The organism is Streptomyces ipomoeae 91-03 (assembly GCF_000317595.1).
Lineage (GTDB): Bacteria > Actinomycetota > Actinomycetes > Streptomycetales > Streptomycetaceae > Streptomyces > Streptomyces ipomoeae.
The window spans coordinates 1-22,139 of sequence record NZ_AEJC01000091.1 but is presented as its reverse complement, the minus strand read 5'-3'; the positions used below and the strand labels follow the sequence as shown (position 1 = coordinate 22,139).

The 22,139-nt window shown below is 71.0% G+C and carries 20 protein-coding genes and 1 pseudogene; 8 read left to right on the top strand and 13 right to left on the bottom strand.

The window, feature by feature from the left end; genetic code table 11:
- From STRIP9103_RS05685 to pgi, 7 genes and pseudogenes are all read left to right on the top strand, one after another.
- Positions 1-314: pseudogene (locus STRIP9103_RS05685) on the top strand (class I SAM-dependent methyltransferase); the annotation flags it as partial.
- A 395-nt stretch (positions 315-709) separates the two neighbouring features.
- Positions 710-1,921: a phosphoglycerate kinase gene (locus STRIP9103_RS05680; RefSeq protein ID WP_009300446.1), complete on the top strand. Its 1,212-nt coding sequence runs from the start codon at positions 710-712 to the stop codon at positions 1,919-1,921.
- Positions 1,922-1,960: 39 nt separating this feature from the next.
- The gene (tpiA, locus tag STRIP9103_RS05675; protein WP_048819758.1) at positions 1,961-2,716 is read left to right on the top strand and encodes a triose-phosphate isomerase; all 756 of its coding nucleotides are present in this window, start codon (positions 1,961-1,963) and stop codon (positions 2,714-2,716) included.
- A 131-nt stretch (positions 2,717-2,847) separates the two neighbouring features.
- The gene (secG, locus tag STRIP9103_RS05670) at positions 2,848-3,078 is read left to right on the top strand and encodes a preprotein translocase subunit SecG (RefSeq protein ID WP_009300451.1); all 231 of its coding nucleotides are present in this window, start codon (positions 2,848-2,850) and stop codon (positions 3,076-3,078) included.
- A gap of 225 nt (positions 3,079-3,303) precedes the next feature.
- The gene (locus tag STRIP9103_RS05665) at positions 3,304-3,639 is read left to right on the top strand and encodes an RNA polymerase-binding protein RbpA (RefSeq protein ID WP_003957010.1); all 336 of its coding nucleotides are present in this window, start codon (positions 3,304-3,306) and stop codon (positions 3,637-3,639) included.
- A 148-nt stretch (positions 3,640-3,787) separates the two neighbouring features.
- Complete coding sequence (locus STRIP9103_RS05660) at positions 3,788-5,023, top strand: MFS transporter (protein WP_048819761.1); 1,236 nt, start codon at positions 3,788-3,790, stop codon at positions 5,021-5,023.
- A gap of 74 nt (positions 5,024-5,097) precedes the next feature.
- Positions 5,098-6,750 carry a glucose-6-phosphate isomerase gene (pgi, locus tag STRIP9103_RS05655; protein ID WP_009300478.1) on the top strand — a complete coding sequence of 551 codons (1,653 nt, stop codon included), beginning with the start codon at positions 5,098-5,100 and terminating at the stop codon, positions 6,748-6,750.
- Between the two features lie 157 nt (positions 6,751-6,907).
- On the opposite strand, the gene fabG is transcribed toward pgi, so the two are convergent.
- The 12 genes from fabG to STRIP9103_RS05595 all read right to left on the bottom strand — a co-directional run bounded on the left by fabG (position 6,908) and on the right by STRIP9103_RS05595 (position 18,955).
- On the bottom strand, positions 6,908-7,624 hold the full coding sequence (gene fabG, locus STRIP9103_RS05650; protein WP_009300458.1) for a 3-oxoacyl-ACP reductase FabG: 717 nt from the start codon (positions 7,622-7,624) through the stop codon (positions 6,908-6,910).
- A gap of 67 nt (positions 7,625-7,691) precedes the next feature.
- Complete coding sequence (locus tag STRIP9103_RS05645; protein ID WP_009300466.1) at positions 7,692-9,290, bottom strand: MFS transporter; 1,599 nt, start codon at positions 9,288-9,290, stop codon at positions 7,692-7,694.
- 142 nt (positions 9,291-9,432) lie between these two features.
- On the bottom strand, positions 9,433-10,356 hold the full coding sequence (locus tag STRIP9103_RS05640) for an NAD-dependent epimerase/dehydratase family protein (protein WP_009300448.1): 924 nt from the start codon (positions 10,354-10,356) through the stop codon (positions 9,433-9,435).
- Between the two features lie 3 nt (positions 10,357-10,359).
- A complete protein-coding gene (locus STRIP9103_RS05635; RefSeq protein ID WP_009300477.1) occupies positions 10,360-10,914 on the bottom strand; it encodes a hypothetical protein in 555 nt (184 codons plus the stop codon).
- Positions 10,911-12,650: a class I adenylate-forming enzyme family protein gene (locus STRIP9103_RS05630; protein WP_009300455.1), complete on the bottom strand. Its 1,740-nt coding sequence runs from the start codon at positions 12,648-12,650 to the stop codon at positions 10,911-10,913. Before STRIP9103_RS05630 ends, STRIP9103_RS05635 begins: the two co-directional genes overlap by 4 nt.
- Complete coding sequence (locus STRIP9103_RS05625) at positions 12,637-13,614, bottom strand: hypothetical protein (RefSeq protein WP_009300465.1); 978 nt, start codon at positions 13,612-13,614, stop codon at positions 12,637-12,639. Before STRIP9103_RS05625 ends, STRIP9103_RS05630 begins: the two co-directional genes overlap by 14 nt.
- Positions 13,611-14,831 carry a beta-ketoacyl-[acyl-carrier-protein] synthase family protein gene (locus tag STRIP9103_RS05620; protein ID WP_009300463.1) on the bottom strand — a complete coding sequence of 407 codons (1,221 nt, stop codon included), beginning with the start codon at positions 14,829-14,831 and terminating at the stop codon, positions 13,611-13,613. Before STRIP9103_RS05620 ends, STRIP9103_RS05625 begins: the two co-directional genes overlap by 4 nt.
- On the bottom strand, positions 14,828-15,163 hold the full coding sequence (locus STRIP9103_RS05615) for an acyl carrier protein (RefSeq protein WP_009300480.1): 336 nt from the start codon (positions 15,161-15,163) through the stop codon (positions 14,828-14,830). The genes STRIP9103_RS05620 and STRIP9103_RS05615 overlap by 4 nt, the downstream gene beginning before the upstream one ends.
- Positions 15,160-15,435 carry an acyl carrier protein gene (locus STRIP9103_RS05610; RefSeq protein ID WP_048819757.1) on the bottom strand — a complete coding sequence of 92 codons (276 nt, stop codon included), beginning with the start codon at positions 15,433-15,435 and terminating at the stop codon, positions 15,160-15,162. The genes STRIP9103_RS05615 and STRIP9103_RS05610 overlap by 4 nt, the downstream gene beginning before the upstream one ends.
- 50 nt (positions 15,436-15,485) lie before the next feature.
- Positions 15,486-16,904, bottom strand: a complete 1,419-nt coding sequence (locus STRIP9103_RS05605) for a class I adenylate-forming enzyme family protein (RefSeq protein ID WP_009300462.1) — start codon at positions 16,902-16,904, stop codon at positions 15,486-15,488.
- A 6-nt stretch (positions 16,905-16,910) separates the two neighbouring features.
- Entirely contained in the window at positions 16,911-18,128 is a 1,218-nt protein-coding gene (locus STRIP9103_RS05600) for a 3-dehydroquinate synthase II family protein (RefSeq protein ID WP_009300457.1), read from the bottom strand.
- Positions 18,125-18,955, bottom strand: coding sequence for a class I fructose-bisphosphate aldolase family protein (locus STRIP9103_RS05595; protein ID WP_009300453.1), 831 nt, complete (start codon positions 18,953-18,955; stop codon positions 18,125-18,127). The genes STRIP9103_RS05600 and STRIP9103_RS05595 overlap by 4 nt, the downstream gene beginning before the upstream one ends.
- Before the next feature lie 612 nt (positions 18,956-19,567).
- Between STRIP9103_RS05595 and STRIP9103_RS05590 the strand changes: the two genes are divergently transcribed.
- Entirely contained in the window at positions 19,568-20,929 is a 1,362-nt protein-coding gene (locus STRIP9103_RS05590; RefSeq protein ID WP_009300460.1) for an MFS transporter, read from the top strand.
- A gap of 383 nt (positions 20,930-21,312) precedes the next feature.
- On the opposite strand, the gene pgl is transcribed toward STRIP9103_RS05590, so the two are convergent.
- The gene (gene pgl / locus STRIP9103_RS05585; RefSeq protein ID WP_048819755.1) at positions 21,313-22,095 is read right to left on the bottom strand and encodes a 6-phosphogluconolactonase; all 783 of its coding nucleotides are present in this window, start codon (positions 22,093-22,095) and stop codon (positions 21,313-21,315) included.
- Positions 22,096-22,139 lie beyond the last annotated feature (44 nt).

Genomic DNA, 22,139 nt, shown 5'->3' with positions numbered 1-22,139 from the left:
TCGGCCCGGAGGGCCCCCGTACGGTCACTTTCGCCACCCGGCTCGGTTCCCTGGAACGCCCCTCGGACCTCGCCGAACGTCTCCCGAAGGCCCTCATCCACCGCAATGTCCCCGGCGAACCCGTGCACGCCTTCCTCCGCGACTTCGACCGCGCCTGGGCCTCGGCCGCGCCGTACGCCTCGTACGGCGCCCGCCAGCGGTGGATCCGCACGATCCAGGACCTGACCGCCGACTGGCCGATCCTGGACGGTCCGTCGCGCTGGCGTCAGGGCGAAGTCACGGTGACCTGGGAGGCGTTGGCGCCCCGGCTGTGAGCCGAGGTTGTCTCCACCACTCATTCGCATACGTATTCCCATTCGGTGACGCAGCGCAACATTTCCGTGACGCACGGGAACGATCTCTCTGAGCCGTTCGTCACACAGTCGGTGGCGCTGCCATGCGAGAAGAAGCGAGGGGAAGCCAAGGGGGGCGAAGGGGTGGGAGTTCTTGCCCGCCTCTGTCGCAATGAGCGACGACATGGCACGATCACCCGGACGTCGGAAGTTACTGATGGTTAATCAGTTCTGTTCTGTTGGGTTTGGGGGCAAGGGGCATGGCAACCGGCAAGCGGAGCCTGGCCATGGCGGCCGTGGCCCCGGGCCCTTACTCACGTATGGACCGGCCCTCTTACGATCACGAGCACCACACGTCCTCTTCGGGAGCCCCTTCAATGAAGACGATCGACGAACTCCTCGCCGAGCCAGTCGCCGGCAAGCGGGTCTTCGTCCGCGCCGACCTCAACGTGCCGCTGGCCGGCACCACCATCACCGACGACGGCCGCATCCGAGCCGTTCTGCCCACCGTGAAGGCGCTGGCCCAGGCGGGCGCGCGGGTCGTCGTCGCCTCGCACCTGGGCCGCCCCAAGGGCGCCCCGGACCCCGCCTTCTCGCTCGCCCCGGCAGCCGCCCGCCTCGGTGAACTCCTCGGCGCCGACGTGGCGTTCGCGACGGACACGGTCGGCGAGTCCGCCACGTCCACCGTCGCGGGCCTCACCGACGGCCAGGTCGCCGTCATCGAGAACCTGCGCTTCAACGCCGGTGAGACGTCCAAGGACGACGCCGAGCGCGGCGCGTTCGCCGACCAGCTCGCCGCCCTCGTCGACGTCTACGTGGGCGACGGCTTCGGCGCGGTCCACCGAGGGCACGCCTCCGTCTTCGACCTGCCGGCCCGGCTGCCGCACTACGCCGGGTATCTGATCGCCACCGAGGTCGGCGTCCTGAAGAAGCTCACCGACGACGTCCAGCGCCCCTATGTGGTCGCCCTCGGCGGCGCCAAGGTCTCCGACAAGCTCGCCGTCATCGACGAACTGCTCGGCAAGGCCGACCGCATCCTCATCGGCGGCGGCATGGCGTACACCTTCCTCAAGGCCAAGGGGCACGAGATCGGTGGCTCCCTGCTCCAGGAGGACCAGCTCGCCGCGGTCACCGAGTACCTGGAGCGCGCGGAGAAGACCGGTGTGGAACTGGTTCTGCCCGTCGACGCGGTCGTCTCGTCCGAGTTCCCCGACCTGAAGAGCAAGGCTCCGGCCAACCCCACCGTCGTCGCCGCGGACGCCATCCCGGCCGACCAGATGGGTCTCGACATCGGTCCGGAGACCCGCAAGCTGTACGCCTCGAAGATCGCCGACGCCGCCACCGTCTTCTGGAACGGCCCGATGGGCGTCTTCGAGCACCCCGATTTCGCCGAGGGCACCAAGTCGGTCGCCCAGGCACTCGTCGACTCCAAGGCCTTCACGGTCGTCGGCGGCGGAGACTCCGCCGCGGCCGTGCGCATCCTCGGCTTCGACGAGAACGCATTCGGCCACATCTCGACCGGTGGCGGCGCCTCCCTCGAATACCTCGAGGGCAAGACGCTCCCCGGCCTCGCCGCACTGGAGGACTGACCCTCAATGACTGCTGTTGAAAAGGGCCGCACGCCCCTGATGGCGGGCAACTGGAAGATGAACCTCAATCACCTGGAGGCCATCGCCCACGTCCAGAAGCTCGCCTTCGCCCTGGCCGACAAGGACTACGAGGCCTGCGAGGTCGCGGTCCTGCCGCCCTTCACCGACCTGCGCTCGGTCCAGACCCTGGTCGACGGCGACAAGCTCAGGATCAAGTACGGTGCCCAGGACCTCTCGGCCCACGACTCCGGCGCCTACACCGGCGAGATCTCCGGCCCGATGCTGGCCAAGCTCAAGTGCACGTTCGTGGCCATCGGACACTCCGAGCGCCGTCAGTATCACAACGAGACCGACGAGATCGTCAACGCCAAGGTGAAGGCCGCCTTCAAGCACGGCCTCACCCCGATCCTGTGCGTCGGCGAGGAGCTGGAGGTCCGTGAGGCGGGCAACCACGTCTCCCACACCCTCGCCCAAGTCGAGGGCGGCCTCAAGGACGTCCCCGCCGAGCACGCCGAGACCATCGTGATCGCCTACGAGCCCGTCTGGGCCATCGGCACCGGCAAGGTCTGTGGTGCCGAGGACGCCCAGGAGGTCTGCGCGGCCATCCGCGGCAAGCTGGCCGAGCTGTACTCCGAGGAGATCGCCGACCGGATCCGCATCCAGTACGGCGGTTCCGTCAAGGCCGGCAACGTCGCCGAGATCATGGCGCAGCCCGACATCGACGGCGCCCTGGTCGGCGGTGCCTCCCTGGACGCCGACGAGTTCGTCAAGATCGTGCGCTTCCGGGACCAGTGAGTAGGCCTTAGCGGCTTAACGTCGTACCCTTGCGGGGGGCCGAGGCCCAGTAGGTGAGCGTGGAGCTCACCGACCGGTCCCGGCCCTCCCGTCGTCTATCCAGATCCGAGGAAGTTGGTCCAGCCGTGGTTATGGGGTTCTCGATCGCCCTGATCGTCTTCAGCCTGCTGCTGATGCTGCTGGTGCTGATGCACAAGGGCAAGGGCGGCGGCCTCTCCGACATGTTCGGTGGCGGTATGCAGTCGTCCGTCGGCGGCTCCTCGGTCGCCGAGCGCAACCTCGACCGGATCACCGTGGTGGTCGGTCTGCTGTGGTTCGCGTGCATTGTCGTACTCGGCATTCTGATGAAGGTCAACAACTGACCGGCAGGTCCGACGTAAGGCAACGCGTCACGGACGCACCAATCCGCACGTAAAGCCCCATGCCGGGTACGCGACTTCGAGCGCGGCCTATCATGGGGCTTGCGTCTGGGGTGGGATGTAACTCCAATCACTGGACGCGCGTTGGGCCTTACGTAGACTAAGGCGCTCGCAGCGAAGCGAAACGCCGACGCGCTTCGCCGCACCATTACGCAGGGAGTTACGACCGTGGCAAGTGGCAACGCGATCCGAGGAAGCCGGGTCGGGGCGGGGCCGATGGGCGAGGCCGAGCGCGGCGAGTCCGCCCCCCGGCTGCGCATCTCCTTCTGGTGCTCCAACGGGCACGAGACCCAGCCCAGCTTCGCCAGCGACGCGCAGGTCCCCGACACCTGGGACTGCCCGCGCTGCGGATTTCCGGCCGGACAGGACCGGGACAACCCACCGGACCCACCGCGCACCGAGCCCTACAAGACGCACCTCGCCTATGTGCGGGAGCGGCGCAGCGACGCGGACGGCGAGGCGATCCTCGCCGAGGCGCTCGCCAAACTGCGGGGCGAGATCTAGGAGTTGACACCGGCCGGGTACCGAGGGGTGCCTGGCCGGAGGCGTTTGGGGCGTGTGGCTCGCGATTCCCGCGTTCTCCCTGGTCAGCCTGATTGTCAGTGGTGCCCTCTACGGTTTGTGCATCGACGAATCGTGTGTGGGGGGACGCATGACCGGGACCGGGGGATTCGGAAGGCTGTGGAGCGCCGCCGTGCTCTCCAGCTTCGGGGACGCGCTGCGGACGGCCGCGCTGCCACTGCTCGCCGTGACGCTGACCGACGAGCCGCTTCTCGTCGCGGCGGTCACCGCCTGCGGCTATCTGCCGTGGCTCGTGTTCGGATTGCTCGGTGGGGCCGTCGCCGACCGGGTGGACCAGCGGCGGGCCATGTGGATCGTGGACGTGGTGCGCGGCCTGCTGGTCGCGGTCTTCGCGGCGGCCGTGGCGCTCGACCACGCCTCGATCGCCCTGCTGATCGCGCTCGCCTTCGCGCTGACCACCCTTCAGACGCTGTTCGACAACGCGGCCACGGCCCTGCTGCCCGCGCTGGTGCACCGTGACGCCCTGGGCGGTGCGAACGCCCGGCTGATGACCGGGCAGCGGATAGCGGGCGGGCTGGTGGCGGGGCCGCTCGTCCCGCTGCTCATCGCCGCCGGGGCCGCCGTCCCCTTCGCGGCGGACGCCGTGACCTTCCTGGTGGCCGCCGCGCTCGTGACCTCACTGCGGGTCGCCGTACCCGAGCGTGCGCCCAGACCCGCCGGGAGTACCCTGCGGGCGGAGATCGCCGCCGGGCTGCGGACGCTGTGGCGGGAGAGGGGCCTGCGGGGGCTGTGCGCCGCCACCGCACTGTGCAACATCGGTATGGGCGCCCTCATCGCGACGATGGTGCTGCTGGTCACCGGGTGGCTGGACGCCGGCAACGCCGGGTACGCGGCGGCGATGATCGCGTACACGGTCGGCAGTCTGGCCGGGGGAGTGGTGAACGGGAGGCTGGTGGCCCGCGCCGGTCGGGTGCGCGCCGTGTTGCTGGCCGGGGCGGTGCAGACCGGGGCGCTGATGGTGATGGGCTCGGTGCGGAGTCTGGCCGCGCTGGTGGCGGGCCTGGCTGTCTTCGGTGCCCTGGGGATGGTGTGGAACGTCAACACCACGACCCTGATGCAACAGCGCGCCCCCGCCGACATGCTCGGCCGCGTCAGCTCCGCCTTCCGGACCCTGGGGGTGGCCGGGGCACCCTTGGGCGCCCTGCTCGGCGGTGCCTGCGCCACCGCCTGGGGGCTGAACACCCCGGCGTTGCTCGCCGCCGCCTTCTTCGTCCTGTCCGTCGCCGCGCTGATACCGGCGCTCAAGGCGGACGTATCTGTTGTTGAGCCGGACGACGAGGGCACGACAGCTCGTGTTACGTCGTGATCAATTAGGTTGGGACCGGCAGCGGGGCGAGGCACGCAGGCAGGACCAGGTAGGAAAGAAGGCTGAAGTCCGAGATGAACGCAGAAAGCCGTACCAGGCTCAACCAGACGCCCGAGTGGACGGCGCTGGCCGAGCACCGGGAGCAGTTGGGTGAAGTGCAACTGCGCGAGCTGTTCGCGGCCGACCCCGGGCGCGGCGCCGGGTACACGCTGGAGGTCGGCGATCTGCACGTCGACTACTCCAAGCACCTGGTCACCGACGAGACACTGCGGCTGCTGCGCGAGCTGGCCGCCGCGACCGATGTGTTCGGGCTGCGGGACGCCATGTTCCGCGGCGAGAAGATCAACACCACCGAGGACCGGGCGGTGTTGCACACCGCGTTGCGCGCCCCGCGTGACGCGGTGATCGAGGTCGACGGCGAGAACGTCGTGCCGGCCGTGCATGCGGTGCTCGACAAGATGACCGACTTCGCCGAGAAGATCCGCTCCGGCGGGTGGACCGGGCACACCGGCCGGCGCATCAAGAACATCGTCAACGTCGGCATCGGTGGCTCCGACCTGGGCCCGGCCATGGCCTACGAGGTGCTGCGCTCCTACACCGACCGCGACCTGGTGGTCCGCTTCGTGTCGAACGTGGACGGGGCCGATCTGCACGAGGCGGTACGGGATCTGGACGCGGCGGAGACCCTGTTCATCATCGCCTCGAAGACGTTCACCACCATCGAGACGATCACCAACGCGACCTCCGCGCGCGAGTGGCTGCTCGGTGAGCTGAAGGCCGGCCCCGAGGCGGTCGCCAAGCACTTCGTGGCACTGTCGACCAACGCCGAGAAGGTGTCGGACTTCGGCATCGACACCGCCAACATGTTCGAGTTCTGGGACTGGGTAGGCGGACGCTACTCGTACGACTCGGCGATCGGGCTGTCGCTGATGATCGCCATCGGCCCGGACCGCTTCCGGGAGATGCTTGACGGGTTCCGGATCGTCGACGAGCACTTCCGCACCGCGCCCGCCGAGTCCAACGTCCCGCTGCTGCTGGGCCTGTTGGGGATCTGGTACGGCAACTTCCACGACGCCCAGTCGCACGCGGTGCTGCCGTACAGCCACTACCTGTCCAAGTTCACGGCGTATCTGCAGCAGCTGGACATGGAGTCCAACGGCAAGTACGTGGGCCGGGACGGGATTCCGGTGGAGTGGCAGACGGGGCCGGTGGTGTGGGGCACGCCCGGTACGAACGGGCAGCACGCGTACTACCAGTTGATCCACCAGGGCACGAAGCTGATCCCGGCGGACTTCATCGGCTTCGCCGAGCCGGTCGCCGAGCTCGCCGACCCGCTCAAGGCCCAGCACGACCTGCTGATGGCCAACTTCTTCGCCCAGACCCAGGCGCTGGCGTTCGGCAAGACGCCGGACGAGGTGCGGGCGGAGGGGGTGCCGGAGGAACTGGTGCCGCACAAGACGTTCAAGGGGAACCACCCGACGACCACGATCCTGGCCAAGGAGCTCACCCCCTCGGTGCTCGGCCAGCTGATCGCGCTGTACGAGCACAAGGTGTTCGTCCAGGGCGCCGTCTGGAACATCGACTCCTTCGACCAGTGGGGCGTCGAGCTGGGCAAGGTCCTCGCGAAGCGGGTCGAACCGGCCCTGACGGAGGGTGCCGACGTGCCGGGCCTGGACGCGTCCACCAAGGCCCTGGTCGCCAAGTACCGGCAGCTGCGCGGGCGGTAGCCGTAGCCGTACAGGGGTGGGGAAGCGGGCGGCCGCGCGACGTCCACTTCCCCACCGGTCCCGGTGCCGCCGAGGGCCGGTCGGACCTCGCTGCCCCGGGGCACCCGGGGTCTCGCCGCACTTCAGTGCGACGGGTTGCCCAAGGCCCGCCCCGGCCTCAGTGCCCCAGCCCGGCGCCCCCGTCCACGGGAATCACGGCGCCGCGTACATAACCGGCGTCGGCCAGGAAGGCGACCGCGTCGGCGACCTCCTCGGGGGTGCCGAGACGGCCGGCGGGGGTGGTTCGCAGGAGTTCGCGGCGCTGTTCGGGGGTGAGGGCGCGGCTCATGTCGGTCTCGGTCAGCCCGGGGGCGACGACGTTGCAGGTGATGTCGCGGGCGCCGAGTTCCTGGGTCAGTGACCGGGCGAATCCGACCAGGCCCGCCTTCGCCGCCGCGTAGTTGGTCTGGCCGGGGGCGCCGTGCAGGGCGGCCGTGGAGGAGAGCAGGACGATACGGCCGTGGCCCGCGCGGAGCATGCCGCGCACCGCGCGCTGGGCGACCCGGAAGGCTCCGGTGAGGTTGGTGTCGATGACGGAGGTGAAGTCCTCCTCCGTCATCCGCACCAGCAGCCGGTCATGGGCGGCGCCCGCGTTGGCGACCAGCACGGAGACGGGCCCGTGCGCCGCCTCGGCCTCCTTGAAGGCCTGGTCCACCTGCTGGCTGTCCGTCACATCACACCGAACGGCGAGGAATCCCTCGGCCGCGGGTGGCGCTTCGCCGCGGTAGGTGACCGCGACGCGGTCGCCCGCCGCCGCGAAGCGACGGGCTATGGCCAGGCCGATGCCCCTGTTTCCGCCGGTGACGAAGACCGAGCGGGCCGTCGCCTGTCTCATCGTGCTGTCCCTCTCCATGCGTGCGACCGCTCTGCGGGCGCTTGGTTTCCGGCTGCCCTGTGGGCTGTCACGCGGTTTCCACCTGCTCGTCGGCCTGTGGCTGTCGCTCGGGGGCGTTCTGCGGTCGGGCCGCCCGGGTGCGCAGTCCGACGACGGAGACGGCGAAGCCGACGAGGGCCAGGGCGGCGACGGAGAGCGTGGCCGCGTACATGGCGTCGAGGAAGGCGCGGTCAGCGGTGGCCGCCAGGTCGGGCAGGCGGAGGGAGTCGGCCAGTGAGCGGGCGGCCTCCGCGGAGGCGCGGGCCTGTTCCTCGGCGGCCGGTGGGAGGCCCTGGGCGGCGCCGGGCAGTTCGGCGTCGGCCATGCGCGCGCGGTAGACGCCGGAGAGGATCGAGCCGGCCATCGCCACGCCGAGGACATTGCCGACCTGGCGGGTGACGTTGGTGACGGCGGAACCGGCACCCGCGAGATGCGGTGGCACCCCGCTCATCATCACGGCCGTGACCGGGGTGCCGACCAGACCCATGCCGAAGCCCTGGATCCACAGCAGCGCGGCGATGACCCAGATCGGGGTGCGTCCGTCGAGCCAGGCGTAGGCGATATAGGTGAGGGCGGTGGCCAGGACCCCGGCCGCGACCGTCCAGCGGGGCGTCAGCCACCGGCTCGCCGCCGGGGAGGCCTGGCTGCCCAGCACGATGCCGATCGCGGCGGCGATCATCACTGTTCCGGCGTCGGCGGGGGAGAGACCGCGCGGGCCCTGGAGATAGAAGGCCGCGTAGAACAGGTGTCCGGCCAGGGCCATGAAGGCGATCAGCAGGACCACGCTGCCGGCTGTGAAACCGGGCTGCCGGAAGAGCCGCAGGTCCAGGCTGGGGGTGGGGGAACGGTGCTGACCGGCGACGAAGGCGGCGAGTAGAGCGCCGCCCAGTGCCAGGGGCAGCAGCACATGGGGGCCGTACCAGGTGCGGCCGTTGCCGAGTTCGATGATGCCGTAGACCAGACCGCCGAGGCCGAGCACCGACAGGGCGAGGCCCGGCAGGTCGAGCACGCGGCGGCGGGAGCCGCCGAGGTCGGGGACGACGATCACGACCGCCAGCAGACACAGGGCGACGATCGGCACGTTGACCAGGAACACCGAGCCCCACCAGAAGTGGCTGAGCAGGGCGCCGCCCGCGACGGGGCCGACGGCGACGCCGAGGCCGCTGGACGAGGACCAGATGGCGATCGCCCGGGTGCGTTTCTCCTCCGGGGTGCTCTGCATGATCACCGTCAGGGTCGCCGGCATCAGCAGGGCACTGCCCGCGCCCATGAAGGCACGCGCCACGATCAGCCAGACCGGGCTGCCCGCGAACGCGCCCGCGCCGGACGCCGCGCCGAACAGGGCGAGGCCGGCGAGCAGGGTGTTCCGGGGGCCGAAACGGTCGGCCAGCGCGCCGCCCGCGAAGAGTGTGCCGGAGAGGACCAGGGTGTAGGCGCCGGCCACCCACTCCAGTTCGGCCGGGGTCGCGCCCAGGCCGTTCTCCGGGTCGGCGAGGGTGGTGACGGCGACGTTGAGGATCGAGGTGTCCAGCCAGATCAGCATCTGGGCGCAGACCACGACCAGGAGGATCGGCCATGTGCGGGACGGGGCGGCGGCCTGCCCGAGCATGCCGCTGGCCTTGCTCATCGGGTGCCTCTTTCGTGCTCGGCGGCTGGTGCTGGGCGGGGCGGGGGCGCGCTTGCCGGCGCTCGCAGGGCGCCGCTCCCTGTGGGACGGGTGCCGCCCCAGCGGCACGATTGCCCGCAGTCGGGGAGGAGGGCCCACGCGTTCACTCCTGGCCCAACCCGTCTCGCCAGCTCGGTCGGGTCGGTTTCCAGCCCAGTGCCGTGCGGGCCCGGTCGTTGGTGGCGCCGTGGGCGGAGGTGAGTTGGTGGGCCATGAACCAGCCGAGCAGGCGGGGGGCGAGGGCCGCCGGGACCGTGCGGGGGGACGGGGCGGCGAGGACGCGGGCGAAGTGGGGCAGCCACTGGGCGGCCGGGACCGGGTCGTCGTCCGTCACATGGAAGACCCCGGTGGCGTCTGCCTCGACGGCCACCACGGCCGCTCCCACCGCGTCCTCCACATGCAGGAACGACATGATCCCGGAGCCGTCGCCGGGCAGCGGGAGCCGTCCGGCCAGTACGGACTGCGCGGTTCCGCCACCGTGACGGGAGTACGCGGTGCCGGGGCCGTACAGCGTGCCGTAGCGCAGCACCACGCCCGCGAGATCGCTGCTCAGCACCTGCCGTTCCAGCTCGGCGACGGCCTGTACGGTCGAGGCCCAACCGGGGTCGGGGGCGTCCACGTACAGCGGCGCGTCCTCGTCGAGGACCGGCTCACCGGCCGGGGTGGCGGCGAAGGCGATGGACTGGGCGACCAGCCGTCGCGCACCGGCCGCGCGGGCCGCCTCGATCAGGTTCGCGGTGCCCTCGGTGCGCAGCCGCGCGGTGAGGGCGAAGGCGCCCGGAGGGTCGTCGCGCAGCATGCGCAGCGCCGACATCTGGTGGACGACCACCTCGGGCCGGGCGGCCGACACCGCCGACAGCAGGGCGTCACGGTCGAGGGCGTCCGCGACCAGGACCTCGTCGGCCTCGGGGACCCGGCCCCGCGACTCCTGCCGTACCAGCGCGCTCACCTCGTGGCCCCGCGCCCGCAGCGCGCCCACCAGCGGATGTCCGACCACTCCGGTGGCCCCGGCGACAAGAACCCGCACGGCTCAGCCCTCCCCGCCCGCGGTGACCGGTGTGGCCACCCGCATCAACAGCCGGCACGCCTTGTCGCCGTCCCGCAGACAGCTCTCGGCCCGGTTCTCCGTCAGCGTCACGCCGAGCCCCTCGGACCAGCCGGCGTGGATGGCGGTGCAGGGGCAGCGGTAGCCCTCCAGGGAACCGGCCATCCGGACCATGGTGATCGCGAAGTTCCGCCGCAGGGTGAGCACGATCAGGTCGTCGTCCTCGACCTCGGTGGAGGCGTTCCGCAGCTCCGGCGGGAACATGCGGTCACCGCAGTCGTCATACCGGCGGCGCAGCTCCTCCAGGTCCTTGCGGCCGTCACCCGTCGCGGGCAGCGGGCCGGACATCCGGGCCACGCGCTGCCCCACATGGAGGGCGACCTTGCGCAGCGCCTCCGCGTTGATCTCGTTCGCGGCCTCCTGCCCGAACCGCGCGGCCACCCCCTGGTACCAGTTGGCGTCGTGCTGCCACCACAGCCGGTACGCCTCCCCGGCCCGGGCGCGGTGGTTGACGCCGTCGGCGTCCGTGTGCGTGCTCATGCGTGCTGCTCCTTGGCGGCGACCGCGTCGGCCGAATCGGCGGCGAACCTGTCGCGCATCACTCGTTTGAGAACCTTGCCGGTGGCACCCTTGGCCACGTCGTCGGGCTTCATCCGCAGGGCCCGGGACAGGGGAGGGAATCCGGCGTTCGTCAGGACGGTGTTGACGCGCTCCGTCCACACCGCGTCGCCCTCGCCGCCCTCCGCGCCCGCGTCGCCCGCGTCGTCCTCCGCGACCTCCGCGCCCGCGTCGCCGTCCGCGTCCGCGAGCTGCAGCAGCGCGTACGCCTCGGCCTCCCCGTCGCCGTCCCAGTCCGCCCGTACGCCGTCCGGGGCGACCCCGACGACCGTGCAGTCGGCGAGGCCGGGCAGCTCGGCCAGGAGCAGTTCCTCGGTGCGGGTGCTGAAGACGATCCCGGCGCGGGTGCGAATGGCGTCCGGGGCCCGGTCGAGGTGGTAGAAGTTGCCCTCCTCGTCCTGGTGGGCGAGGTCGCCGGTGAGCCAGTAGCCGCCCAGCCGCATCCGGTTCCAGGTCACCGAGTCGTTCCAGTAACCGGGGGTGAGCGTCGGCGACTTGAGTCCCAGCCGGCCGATCTGCCCGGGCGGCAGCGGGGTGCCGTCCTCGGCGAGCACGGCGGCCTCGGCGAAGCTGATCGGCTTGCCGACGCGGCGCGAGTACGCCGAGGTGTCCTTGGTGTGCCGGTTGTGGAAGACCGAGTAGCCGGCCTCCGACGAACCGAGCCCGTCCACGAAGACCGACCCGTCGACCCGGACGCGCTTCAGATCCCGGCCGACCTCGATGTGCCCACCGTGCTGGACGAGCGCCCGGATGTGCGCCTCGTGCGCCGCGTCACCGGTGTTGAACCACACCTGCACGCTCGACAGATCACGGGCCGTCAGATCCTCGGCGGCCATCTCGCCGAACGTCCCGGCGAAGGCGAGCACCGTCGTCGGCCGGAACTCCTCGATCGCGTCCAGCACATCGGTGCCGCGCTGACTCGACAGCAGCTTGATGTCCGCGCGCAGCAGCAGGCAGTACAGCAGCGTCGCCACCATCGCGTTGTGCGCACCCGGCAGCCCCACCAGCGTGCGCTCCATGTCGGTGCCGGTGGAGTAGCGCAGCCGGTGCAGCTGCGCGTACATCAGCGTCCGGTGGGTGTGCGGCACGCCCTTCGGCAGACCCGTGGTGCCGGAGGAGTGGGAGATGAGCACCGGGTCGGTGGGGTCGTGCCGGTACGGGTACGACGCGGGCAGCGACGCGCGGTGCTCCGGCCGGATCTCGGCGGCGGTCACACAGAAGCCCAGCCCCGAGTCCGCCAGTACCTCGCGGTGCTCCTCGTCCGTGAAGGCGCCCACCGCGCCCTGCCTGCGGATGTACTCCCGGGCGATCTCCGGGGACAGATTGCCGTTGACGAACGACGGGATCGCGCCGAGCGCCGTGAGCGCCAGGAAGTTCACCGCGAACTCGCCCGCCGAGTAGGAGTGGATCGCGACCGGGTCGCGCGGGCGCACGCCCCGGGCCGCGTACCAGCCCGCGTACGCCTCCACCACCTCGTTCAGCTGTCCGAGCGTCAGTACCTCGGGGCGACTGCCGTCCGGTGCCCGCCACTTGCCGTCCGTCCGCAGCACGGGCTCGTCGAGCGGACGGTCGTACGCCTTGATCCGGTGCAGGACGTTGCCGGCGCCGAGTTCGCTGTCGGAGCAGATCCGCGCCCGCTCCTGCCTACTGATGAGCATGGGTCTCTGTCTCGTTTCGTTCCGGGGGCCGTTCGGCGGTGAGGAGGAACGCGGGTGTGCGAGGTGCGGTGACCAGGACATGGCTGCCGCCGTCCCGCAGCAGCCGCCGGTGCGCGGCGGCGAGATCGAACAGGCCCTGGACGCTGCCGGGGTGTGTGGCCGGGGGCGTCGGGCGGTCGCCGTCGTACGCGGCTGTCGGTGCCGTCGGCTCGTACGTGTCTGCGGGTGCCGTCGGCTCGTACGTCTCCGCCGTCGCCGTTGTTTCCGTCGAGCGGATCGTCACCGGTGCTCCGGTGTCGGGGCGGCCGAGCAGCACGGCCACGGCCAGACCTGCGGTCTCGGGGAGGTCCGGCACCGGGAGGCCGCGCTCGGCGGAGAGTTCCCGGTACGCGGCGGCCAGTCGTTCGCCGCCGCCCAGCTCCACGCCCACCACCAGGACCCGGTCCAGCTCAGGGTCCTCAAGGAGCAGGTCCGCCATGGCCAGCAGCTCGGTCACCGGGTCGTCGAGGGTGGACAGGCTGAACATCTGCCCCGTGATCCCGAACTCCCGGCTCATGTGCCCCAGCACGGAGTTGGCGGTGGCCTGCATGAACAGCAGCGGGTTGTGGACGCGGCCGGAGACCACCCGCCGGCTGGCCAGGTCCGCGGTGGTGGTGTCGCCCATCAGGCTCGCCAACGCCACGGCGGTACGGCCGCCGTCACCCGGGCGCTCGGTCAGACACCGCGCCGCGACCTCGTACGCCAGGGGACTGAACGCCGACTCCACGAAGCCGGGCAGCCTCGGCAGCACGATGTCGCCGTCCCGCCCGGTGTCGTGGCTCGCGGTGGCGGTGGTGAGGATGCCGAGGGGGGAACGCAGGGTCGTCTTCTCGGCCGACCGGGCTGTCCCCGCTGCCGTGACCGTCTCGCCGCTCCCGGTCATCTCGGCCTTCCCGCTCTCGTCGGCCTTCTCCGTCGTCGTCACGGCCGCTCCAGGACGAGTGCGGTGTTGGCGCCACCGAAGGCGGCGTTGATGGTGAGGGCGCGGTGGAGGTCCACCTGGCGGGGCTCGTTCGGCACGTAGTCGAGGTCGCACTCCGGGTCGGCGCTGGTGTAGCCGGCGGTCGGCGGGAGTACGCCGTCCATCAGGGCCAGCATCGTGATGACGAACTCCACGACGCCCGCCGCCTCCAGGAGGTGCCCGGTGGTGCTCTTGGTGGAGCTGACCGGAATCGACTCGGCGCGCTCGGCGAACGCGGCCCGCAGCCCCTTGGTCTCGGCGCCGTCGTTGTACTTGGTGCCGGTGCCGTGGGCGTTGACATAGCCGAGCGACGCCCCGTCCGGGTCACCGGCCCGCCGCAGCGCCTGCCGTGCGGCGAGGGCGAGACCGAGGCCCTCGGGGTGCGGCTGGGCGATGTGGTGGGCGTCCGTGGCCGCGCCCCAGCCGACGATGCCGGCCAGCGGCCGGGCACCGCGGCGCCGGGCGTGCTCGGCGGACTCCAGTACGACGGCCGCGACCCCGTCGCCGAGCAACAGCCCGCTGCGGTCGGCGCTGAACGGGCGCACCATGCCGTCGCGGGACAGCGCCCGGCCGGAGTCGAACTTGCCGAACGTCTCCTCCTCCACCAGATAGCCGCCGGCGCAGACCGCGACGTCGATCCGGCCGGAGGAGATCAGCCGACAGGCGTGGATGATCGCGGCGGCCGAGGCGACACAGGCGTTGGTGAAGGTGAGCCGAGGCCCACTCAGCCCGAGTCCCCCGGCCAGCAACTCGGCGAGCTGCGCGGGCACGGCGTCGGCGACACGATCCACGGCCCCTGCCGCGCCCTCCGGCCATGCCGTGCCCTCCGGTCCTTCCGCGCCGGCCTCGGACTCCGCCGCGTCCCGCCAGTACCGCGTGACGCTCGTGCAGTCACCGGCGATGCCGAGGAGCACCGCCGCGTCCGTGCCCTGCGGCAGGCCCGCCATGTCGAGGGCCTCCGTGCCGCACTGGGCGAGGGCGTGGCGCAGGGCCCAGTCCTCGACCGCGTCGGGGCCGTCGGGGGCGGCGCCCGCCATCGGCGTACGGTACGGGCCGGTGTCGAACCGGGTGGTGGGGACGAACGAGGGGACGCCCGCGAAGACCCCGCGCCGAAGGGCCTCGGCGCCCGTGCCGAACGCGGTGCGGACGCCGAACCCGGTCACCGTCACATCACCGGTCAACGGGGGTCACCCCCTTCCGGCGCGGTCGGCCGGGCGGTGCTCAGGAACTCGGTGAGCCGGCGGAGCGAGGTCAGCCGGTCGATGTCCTCGTCGCCGGGCTCCACGACCAGGCCGTACCGCTCCTCCACCACATGCAGCAGCCACACCAACCCGAGGGAGTCCAGGATCAGTTCATCGTCCTCGGTGAGGTCGTCGGGCACCCCGGGGAAGATCTTGCGGTCCGACAGCAGTTCCCGGACGGTGTCGGTGGTGATGACGGACGACGACGCGGCGGCTTCCCTGCCGGGCGCGGTGGCTTCCCTGCTGAGGGGCGCGGTGGCTTCCGCGCTCATGTCTTCGCACCGCGTCGGACGACCTCGGCGACGAGCCCGCCGAGGGTCAGGGAGGCCAGCGGCTCGATGTCGGTGTCCGGGATCTCCACGCCGAACCGCGACTCCAGCCGCAGCGTGAGCTCGATCAGGCTCAGCGAGTCCACCTCCAGCCCGCCGACGGTCACCGGGCTGTCGTCCGTGATGCCGTCCCGGCTCGTCAGGATGTTCATCTCGTCGATGACCGACGTCAGAACGAACTCGCGGATCTCGTCTTCCAAGGTTGACGTGCTCATTGATCGCCATCTCCAGGTGAAATGTCGTGCGATGGGTAGTGCGAGAGGTGTCAGTGGGTGCCCGTCGCCGTCCGCAGGGTCTCCGCCTGGCGGAGCAGCTTCCCGTTGGAGGTGCGGGGCAGGGACTCCAGCAGGTGGATGACGCGGGGCAGCTTGTAGTCGGCCAGCCGCTCCCGGCACCAGCGCAGCAGCTCCGCCGTGGACGGGGTCTCGGCCCCGGTGGCCACCGCCACATACGCCTCGGTGACGTGCTCGTGGACGACGACGGTCTGCTCGACCGCCGGGTGCTCGCGGAGCACCTGCTCGACCTCGGTGAGGTCGACCTTGAGGCCGCCGATGACCACGAGGGAGTCGGCCCGGCCCCGTACGGTGACCGCCCCGGTGGCGTCGACGGTGGCCCGGTCGCGGGTGTGCAGCCAGCCGTCCTCGTACTGGGTGCCGCCCGAGTCGAACAGGTACGGCGACTCGGCGAGCGCGACGTCGAGTTCGCCGTGGTGCTCCCGGACCACCACGCCCGGCGCGGGCCGTCCGACCGACGGCCGCAGCGTGCCGGCGGCGTCGATGGCGACTATGCCGGTCTCGGTGGTGCCGTAGGCCTCGCCGACCGTGACGCCGTACCGCTTGGCGAACCGGTCGGCGATGTCGGGCGGCATCAGCTCGCCGCCCGAGATCGCGGTCCGCAGGTCGGGCAGAGCGGGGGGTTCGACGGCGACGGAGAGCAGCTCGTAGTGCATCGGCACCCCGAACAGGGCGGTGATCCGGTGGTCCGCCGCGGTCCGCAGGATGTCGCGGGCCGATACGCGGGGCGCGAAGACCACGGAGACACCGGTGGCCAGGGAGTGCAGCAGCCCGCCGATCAGACCGAAGCTGTGCGCGGTCGAGCTGAGCAGCAGCAGCCGGTCGCCCTCGCCCGGCATACCGGGGACCTCGTCGAACGCCGCCACCTCGGCGGCCAGCGACTCGGCGGTCCTGCCGATCACCTTGGGCCGCCCGGTGGAGCCCGAGCTGAACTGGACCAGCCGGTGCCCGGTGGCCGCCGGGCGCCCGGTCCTGCGGCGCTCGGTGGCGACCTCGTACTCGCACCGGAAACCGAACGTCGCCCGGACGTTCGTACCGGCGGAGACCATGAACTGCGGTCGGCAGGTGGCGCACAGCGCCTCGACCTCGGCCGGTTTCAGCCGGAAGTCGAACAGCATCACCTGCGCGCCGAGCCGCCACAGCGCGAGCAGCACCTCGACCTGTGTGAAGCTGGGCGGTGTCCGCAGCCCGACCGTGCTGCCCGGCCCGATGCCGTATCCGGCGAACACGGCGGCCTGCTTGGCCACCCGCTCCCGCAACTCCCCCCGGCTGACGGTTTCCTGCTGGTGCGTCAGATAGGGAAGTGCGTCGTCCCGCGCGTCGAACAGCCGCTGGACCAGAGGGCCCATGCCCTCCTCTGCCACCGCCGAACCCGCTGCGACTCCGGCCATGAGGTCTCAGACCTCCTTGCAGAACTCGCCGATGGGCAGGCCCACATGGCGCTTGTCCGTGGCCAGATAGCCGAGCAGTTCGTCACCCGCCTGCAGTTCGGTGACGTTGAGGACCTTGCCGCCCGGGCCGAGCACCCGTACATGCCAGTCGTCCTGCACGGTCAGGCTGACCAGTCGCCCGTCCTCGGCGTGCGTACGGATCTCAAGGAGCGGCCGGGACTCCAGCTTGGCCCTCCCGACCACCACCCGCCGGGTGCGGCCGTCCGCGCCGACCGCCAGCAGGGCGCTGCCGGAGCCGACCTCGCTGAGGTAGTTGGTGCGGTTGTCGGGGCCCAGCGTGTACGAGTGCAGGGCGCCGGCGTTGACCCGGAACGGCCGGGTCGGCATGTACGGCAGCGGGTGGGTCTCGCTGCAGCAGAGCACGAACCCGGAGGAGTAGGAGCCGACGAGGATGCCCTCGTCCTCCTCGAAGTGCGAACAGGTGTCCACACAGACCCGGTCACCGAGCCCGACGTGCCGAATGCTCTCCACGGTCAGCGTCGACAGCTCCAGCTGCGGAGTGGACGCCTGAAGCAGCCGGGCCAGCGCGAACACCTCGTCGGCGGTGCGCGGCGCGTAGAGGATGCCGTCCGAGCCGCGTTCGAGCACGTCGAAGACGATGGCCGCCTCCTCCAGGTCACCGACGACGGTCACCAGCTTGCCCTCGGCCGACTCGGCCGCCGCGAGCACGATCTCCAGCGGGATCTTGGTCGGGTCGGCGAAGTGGATCACCGTGTACGGCAGCGCCATCGCGCCCGCGCACGACAGCTGGAGCGTCCGGTCGTCGCGTACGTCGACGAAGCCGGCGACGGGCGTCGCGGTGGCCGCCCGGTTGTCGGCGGCGAGGGCGTCCAGCTCGTCCTGGGTGGTGAACTTCCGCAGCAGGACGTCGATCGCGGAGCCGCCGGCCGCCTCGGTACCGGGCTTGGCGTCGGCCGTGCCCTTCGTCTCCTTGTCGCCCTTCTCGTTCTTGTCGCTCTTCTCCGGCTTCTCATTGGCCTTCTTCACGGCCGCCGGGGCCGGCGCTCCGGTGGCCAGCACCCGGGTGACGGTCGGCGGCAGGGTGCCGAGCAACTCGGCGTCGGCGGAGACCACTCCGGCCATCCGGGCGTGGACGGCCGCGTCCACCACCGCCTGGAGCTGCGGACGGGGGACTTCACGGAGATCGATCCACGCGAACCTCATGCGACACCTGCCACGATCGTCGAGTAATGGGAAGAGGGGGTCATGCTCATGCCATCCGTGGTCCGGTTGTTGTCGCCGTGCACGACCGCGGCGAGCCGGGACACCAGGGAGGCGGGGGAGGGGGAGGAGAAGATCCGGCGGCCGACGGCCAGCCCGCTGCAGCCGGCGGCCATCACGGCGGTGCCGTACTCGATGAGGTCGGAGCCGTCGGGCGGTCCGCCGGCCGCGAGGACGGGGATGGGGCTGTGGGCCACGACTTCGGCCATCCGGTCGAGTGGCAGGGCGACGGAGGTCTTCACCAGGTCGGCGCCGAGGTCGGCGGCGACGTTCACGATGTGCGCGAGGAGGGCGGGATCGTGCGGGTTCTCGATCCGGGGCCCGCGCGGATAGACCATAGCGATCAGCGGCATGCCCCAGGTGTCGCAGGAACGGGCCACCGCCCCCAGGTCGGCGAGCTGCCGTCCCTCCGTGTCCGAGCCGATGTTCACATGGACACTGACCGCGTCCGCGCCGAGCGCCACCGCCTCCTCGACATCACCGACGAGCACCTTGGCGTCGACGTCGGCGGAACAGGCCGTACTGGCGCTCAAATGCACCACGAGCGCGCAGCCTTTGAGAAGCTCCGGGCCGAGAGTACGGGCGCGCCCTTTGTGCACGATGATTCCGTCGGCTCCACCGGCCACCAGCGCCCGCAACAGCTCTTCCCACTGGCCCGGAGGGGCGACCGGGCCGTCCGAAACGCTGTGGTCGAGTGGTATGAGCAAGTGCCGATCGTCACCGGCCGCCGAAAGTCTTCTTAAACGTAATGGCTTGCCTGTTTTCAGCATGGGTAAAGAGCCTTCCCGGCCCGGAGGCCGCATTTAAGAAAGCCGAATCGCGGCATCGCGTTGCGGTCTCCATGGCCGAAAAACGATGGTCGTAGAACTTTCAAGTTCCCCGGGGCGTCAGCATTCCGCGCGTGATCGTCGGTTGGCAAGGCGTAGCCGTGGGGGAATTTTTATGTGGGCAATTGCATGAATATTGACAGCGGTTTGACAGGGGGCTGCGGGTTGACGGCGTGACGGGGTGGTGTTCGTGGGTTGTTATGCGGCAAGTGGTGAGGTGGTGTATGTGATGCGCTCTGGGGTATTTCGGGGGACCTGTCCCACCCCATAGGGGCATCGCATACTTTATTGCCGTTGTATCGAGTAAATAGCCGCCGATTCTTCCGCCGGGTCCTGCCCGCCCCGTCCGGTAAACCGGACGAGACATCTCCTCGAAAGCTTTCGCGGGGTCTTCCTCGGCGAGCTCGGCCGAGCTCGGGGGAGCTTGTCGGAGGTTGTCGAAATCGAATTTCGCGGCTTAGGGTGACAACCGCACTCCGATTCCTGTTACATGCGTGGCCGTCCCCATCTGGGCCCGGACCATTCGTGTCCGGGCGTACCGGAAGTGAGCCCCCCATGCCCGAATCCCCGTCCAAGACCGTCACCGAGGCCGTCGGCCCGAGATCGGTCGTATTACCCTCGGCGCCGGCCGAGCAGACCAAGGCGTCCAAGGTCGCCGCCGCCAGTCTCATCGGCACGACGGTCGAGTACTACGACTTCGCCGTGTACGGCACCGCCTCCGCGCTCGTCCTCGGCCCCGCGTTCTTCCCCTCGGGCAACGCCACCGTCTCCTCCCTCGCCGCGTTCCTCACCTTCGCCGCGGCCTTCCTCTCCCGCCCCCTCGGCGTCGTCCTCTTCGGCACGATCGGCGACCGCCTCGGCCGCCGCAACGCGCTCGTCGCCTCCCTGCTCCTCATGGGCGTGGCGACGGTCGGCGTGGGCCTGCTGCCGACATACGAGACCGCCGGACTCCTCGCCCCCGTCCTGCTGGTGACGCTCCGGCTGCTGCAGGGCGTCAGCATGGGCGGCGAATGGGGCGGGGCGGTCCTCCTCGCCGCCGAGCACGCCCCGCCCGGGCGCCGCGCGATGTACGCCGCCATCCCGAACGTCGGCCCCTCGCTCGGCTTCCTGCTCTCCAGCGCCGTCATCGTGCCCACGCTCGACATCGTGGGCCGCGACGGTTTCACCGAGTGGGCCTGGCGTGTGCCGTTCCTGCTCAGCACCGTGCTCGTGGTGGTGGGGCTGTGGGTGCGTACGACGGTGACCGAGTCACCGGTGTTCGACGCGGAGGTGCGCCGGGCGCGACAGACACCGACCGCGGAGTCCCGTTTCCCCCTCGGCACGCTCGTCGTCCGGCATCCCGGGCGGTTGCTGCTCGGCACCGGGGCGGCGATCGGGGGCTCGGCCGTCTACTACCTCACGATCGTCTACAGCCTCTCCTACGGGCCGAAGTCGCTCGGCATCCCGCAGAACACGATGCTCACCGCCGCGAGCATCGGGGCGGCGGCCGGGATCGCCATCACCCTGCCGGTGGCGCGGCTCGCGGACCGGATCGGGCGCCGGCCGATCATGTTGGCGGGGGCGGGCGGGTGCGTCGTGTGGGCCGTGCCGATGTACGCGTCGCTCAGCTCGCGCAACGGGCTTGTCATCACGGGGGCCTACACGGTCGGACTCATGCTGCTGGCCCTGATGTTCTCGCCGGTGGCGGCCTTCCTCGCGGAGCTGTTCCCCGCTCGTCTTCGCTATACCGGGGCCTCTGCGGCGTTCATTCTGGCCAATACCCTCGGTGGCGGGTTCGCTCCGCTTGTCGCGACGTGGCTGAACAGTCAGTGGTCGTCGCCGTTGGTGCTCGGGTTCTATACGGGTGGGTTGTGTCTGGTGAGTCTGCTGTGCCTGTTGGCTCTGCCGGAGACCCGGGAGAGCGAGCTGAGCGACTGACCGCGGTCGGCGTTTGAGGAGTCTCGCCCCCGCCGCCCCTACCCGTCCCAACCCAGGGGCTGCCGCCCCTTCGACCCCGCTGCGCCTTCGAGCTCGGGGAGTGGGGTTGGTTTGGCGGGTGCGGGTTGGGTGGGGGCTGGTCGCGCAGTTCCCCGCGCCCCTGAAAAGACGGGGGCTGCGCCCCGCTTTTCATCCGCCCGCAGGGCCGTGCCTTTCAGGGCCGCGGCCTACTGCAGGTTTTTAGGGGCGCGGGCTGTATCGATGTGCGGCTCCGCCGCGTGGGCGCGACCAGCCCCCACCTACCCGCACCCGCCAACCAACCGGCTGGACCGAGCTCGAAGGCACAGCGGAGTCAAAGGGGCGGCGGGGGCGAAGGACAGGTCTCAGGGGGAAGCCGGCGGATACAGCGAGCGCGGCAGCCGCGAAGCCGCCGCCGCGTCCAGCAGCCACAAGGTCCGCGACCTCCCGTACGCCCCGGCGGCCGGCGCCTGAATCTCCCCGGCCCCGGACAACGCGATGGCCGCGGCCTGCGCCTTGTCCTCACCGGCGGCCAGCAGCCACACCTCCCGCGCCGCCCGGATCGCCGGAAGCGTCAGCGAGACCCGAGTAGGCGGCGGCTTCGGCGCACCATGCACCCCCACCACCGTCCGCTCGGTCTCCCGCACGGCAGGCAACTCCGGGAAGAGCGAGGCCACATGGGTGTCCGGCCCGACGCCGAGCATCAGCACATCGAACGTCGGCACCGAGCCATGGTTCTCCGGCCCCGCCGCCCGCGCCAACTCCTCCGCGTAGGCGGCGGCAGCCGCGTCCACATCGGCACCCCACGGCCCGTCCGAGGCCGGCATCGCATGCACCCGCTTGGGATCCAGCGGCACCGAGTCCAGCAACGCCCCCCGGGCCTGGGTGACATTGCGCTCGGGGTCGCCCTCGGGCAGGAACCGCTCGTCACCCCACCACAGGTCCAGCCGACCCCAGTCGATGGCGTCCCGGGCGGGCGCGGCGGCCAACGCGGCGAGCAGCCCGTTGCCGTTGCGCCCACCGGTGAGGACCACCGAGGCGTAGCCGCGCGAGGCCTGCGCGTCCACGATCTTGGTGATCAGCCGAGCCGCCGCGGCCTGCGCCATCAACTCCTTGTCCCGGTGCACGACCAGCTGGGGAGTACTCACTGCGACGCCGCCTTCTTCACCGTGGGCATCTGCGCCGGGGTCGG

What these genes read in the sequence shown, in the direction of transcription:
- STRIP9103_RS05680 (WP_009300446.1), top strand. Translation starts at nt 710, where the DNA reads ATGAAGACGATCGACGAACTCCTCGCCGAGCCAGTCGCCGGCAAGCGG.
- tpiA (WP_048819758.1), top strand. Translation starts at nt 1,961, where the DNA reads ATGGCGGGCAACTGGAAGATGAACCTCAATCACCTGGAGGCCATCGCC.
- secG (WP_009300451.1), top strand. Translation starts at nt 2,848, where the DNA reads ATGGGGTTCTCGATCGCCCTGATCGTCTTCAGCCTGCTGCTGATGCTG.
- STRIP9103_RS05660 (WP_048819761.1), top strand. Translation starts at nt 3,788, where the DNA reads ATGACCGGGACCGGGGGATTCGGAAGGCTGTGGAGCGCCGCCGTGCTC.
- pgi (WP_009300478.1), top strand. Translation starts at nt 5,098, where the DNA reads ATGAACGCAGAAAGCCGTACCAGGCTCAACCAGACGCCCGAGTGGACG.
- fabG (WP_009300458.1), bottom strand. Translation starts at nt 7,624, where the DNA reads ATGAGACAGGCGACGGCCCGCTCGGTCTTCGTCACCGGCGGAAACAGG.
- STRIP9103_RS05645 (WP_009300466.1), bottom strand. Translation starts at nt 9,290, where the DNA reads ATGAGCAAGGCCAGCGGCATGCTCGGGCAGGCCGCCGCCCCGTCCCGC.
- STRIP9103_RS05635 (WP_009300477.1), bottom strand. Translation starts at nt 10,914, where the DNA reads ATGAGCACGCACACGGACGCCGACGGCGTCAACCACCGCGCCCGGGCC.
- STRIP9103_RS05630 (WP_009300455.1), bottom strand. Translation starts at nt 12,650, where the DNA reads ATGCTCATCAGTAGGCAGGAGCGGGCGCGGATCTGCTCCGACAGCGAA.
- STRIP9103_RS05615 (WP_009300480.1), bottom strand. Translation starts at nt 15,163, where the DNA reads ATGAGCGCGGAAGCCACCGCGCCCCTCAGCAGGGAAGCCACCGCGCCC.
- STRIP9103_RS05610 (WP_048819757.1), bottom strand. Translation starts at nt 15,435, where the DNA reads ATGAGCACGTCAACCTTGGAAGACGAGATCCGCGAGTTCGTTCTGACG.
- STRIP9103_RS05605 (WP_009300462.1), bottom strand. Translation starts at nt 16,904, where the DNA reads ATGGCCGGAGTCGCAGCGGGTTCGGCGGTGGCAGAGGAGGGCATGGGC.
- STRIP9103_RS05600 (WP_009300457.1), bottom strand. Translation starts at nt 18,128, where the DNA reads ATGAGGTTCGCGTGGATCGATCTCCGTGAAGTCCCCCGTCCGCAGCTC.
- STRIP9103_RS05595 (WP_009300453.1), bottom strand. Translation starts at nt 18,955, where the DNA reads ATGCTGAAAACAGGCAAGCCATTACGTTTAAGAAGACTTTCGGCGGCC.
- STRIP9103_RS05590 (WP_009300460.1), top strand. Translation starts at nt 19,568, where the DNA reads ATGCCCGAATCCCCGTCCAAGACCGTCACCGAGGCCGTCGGCCCGAGA.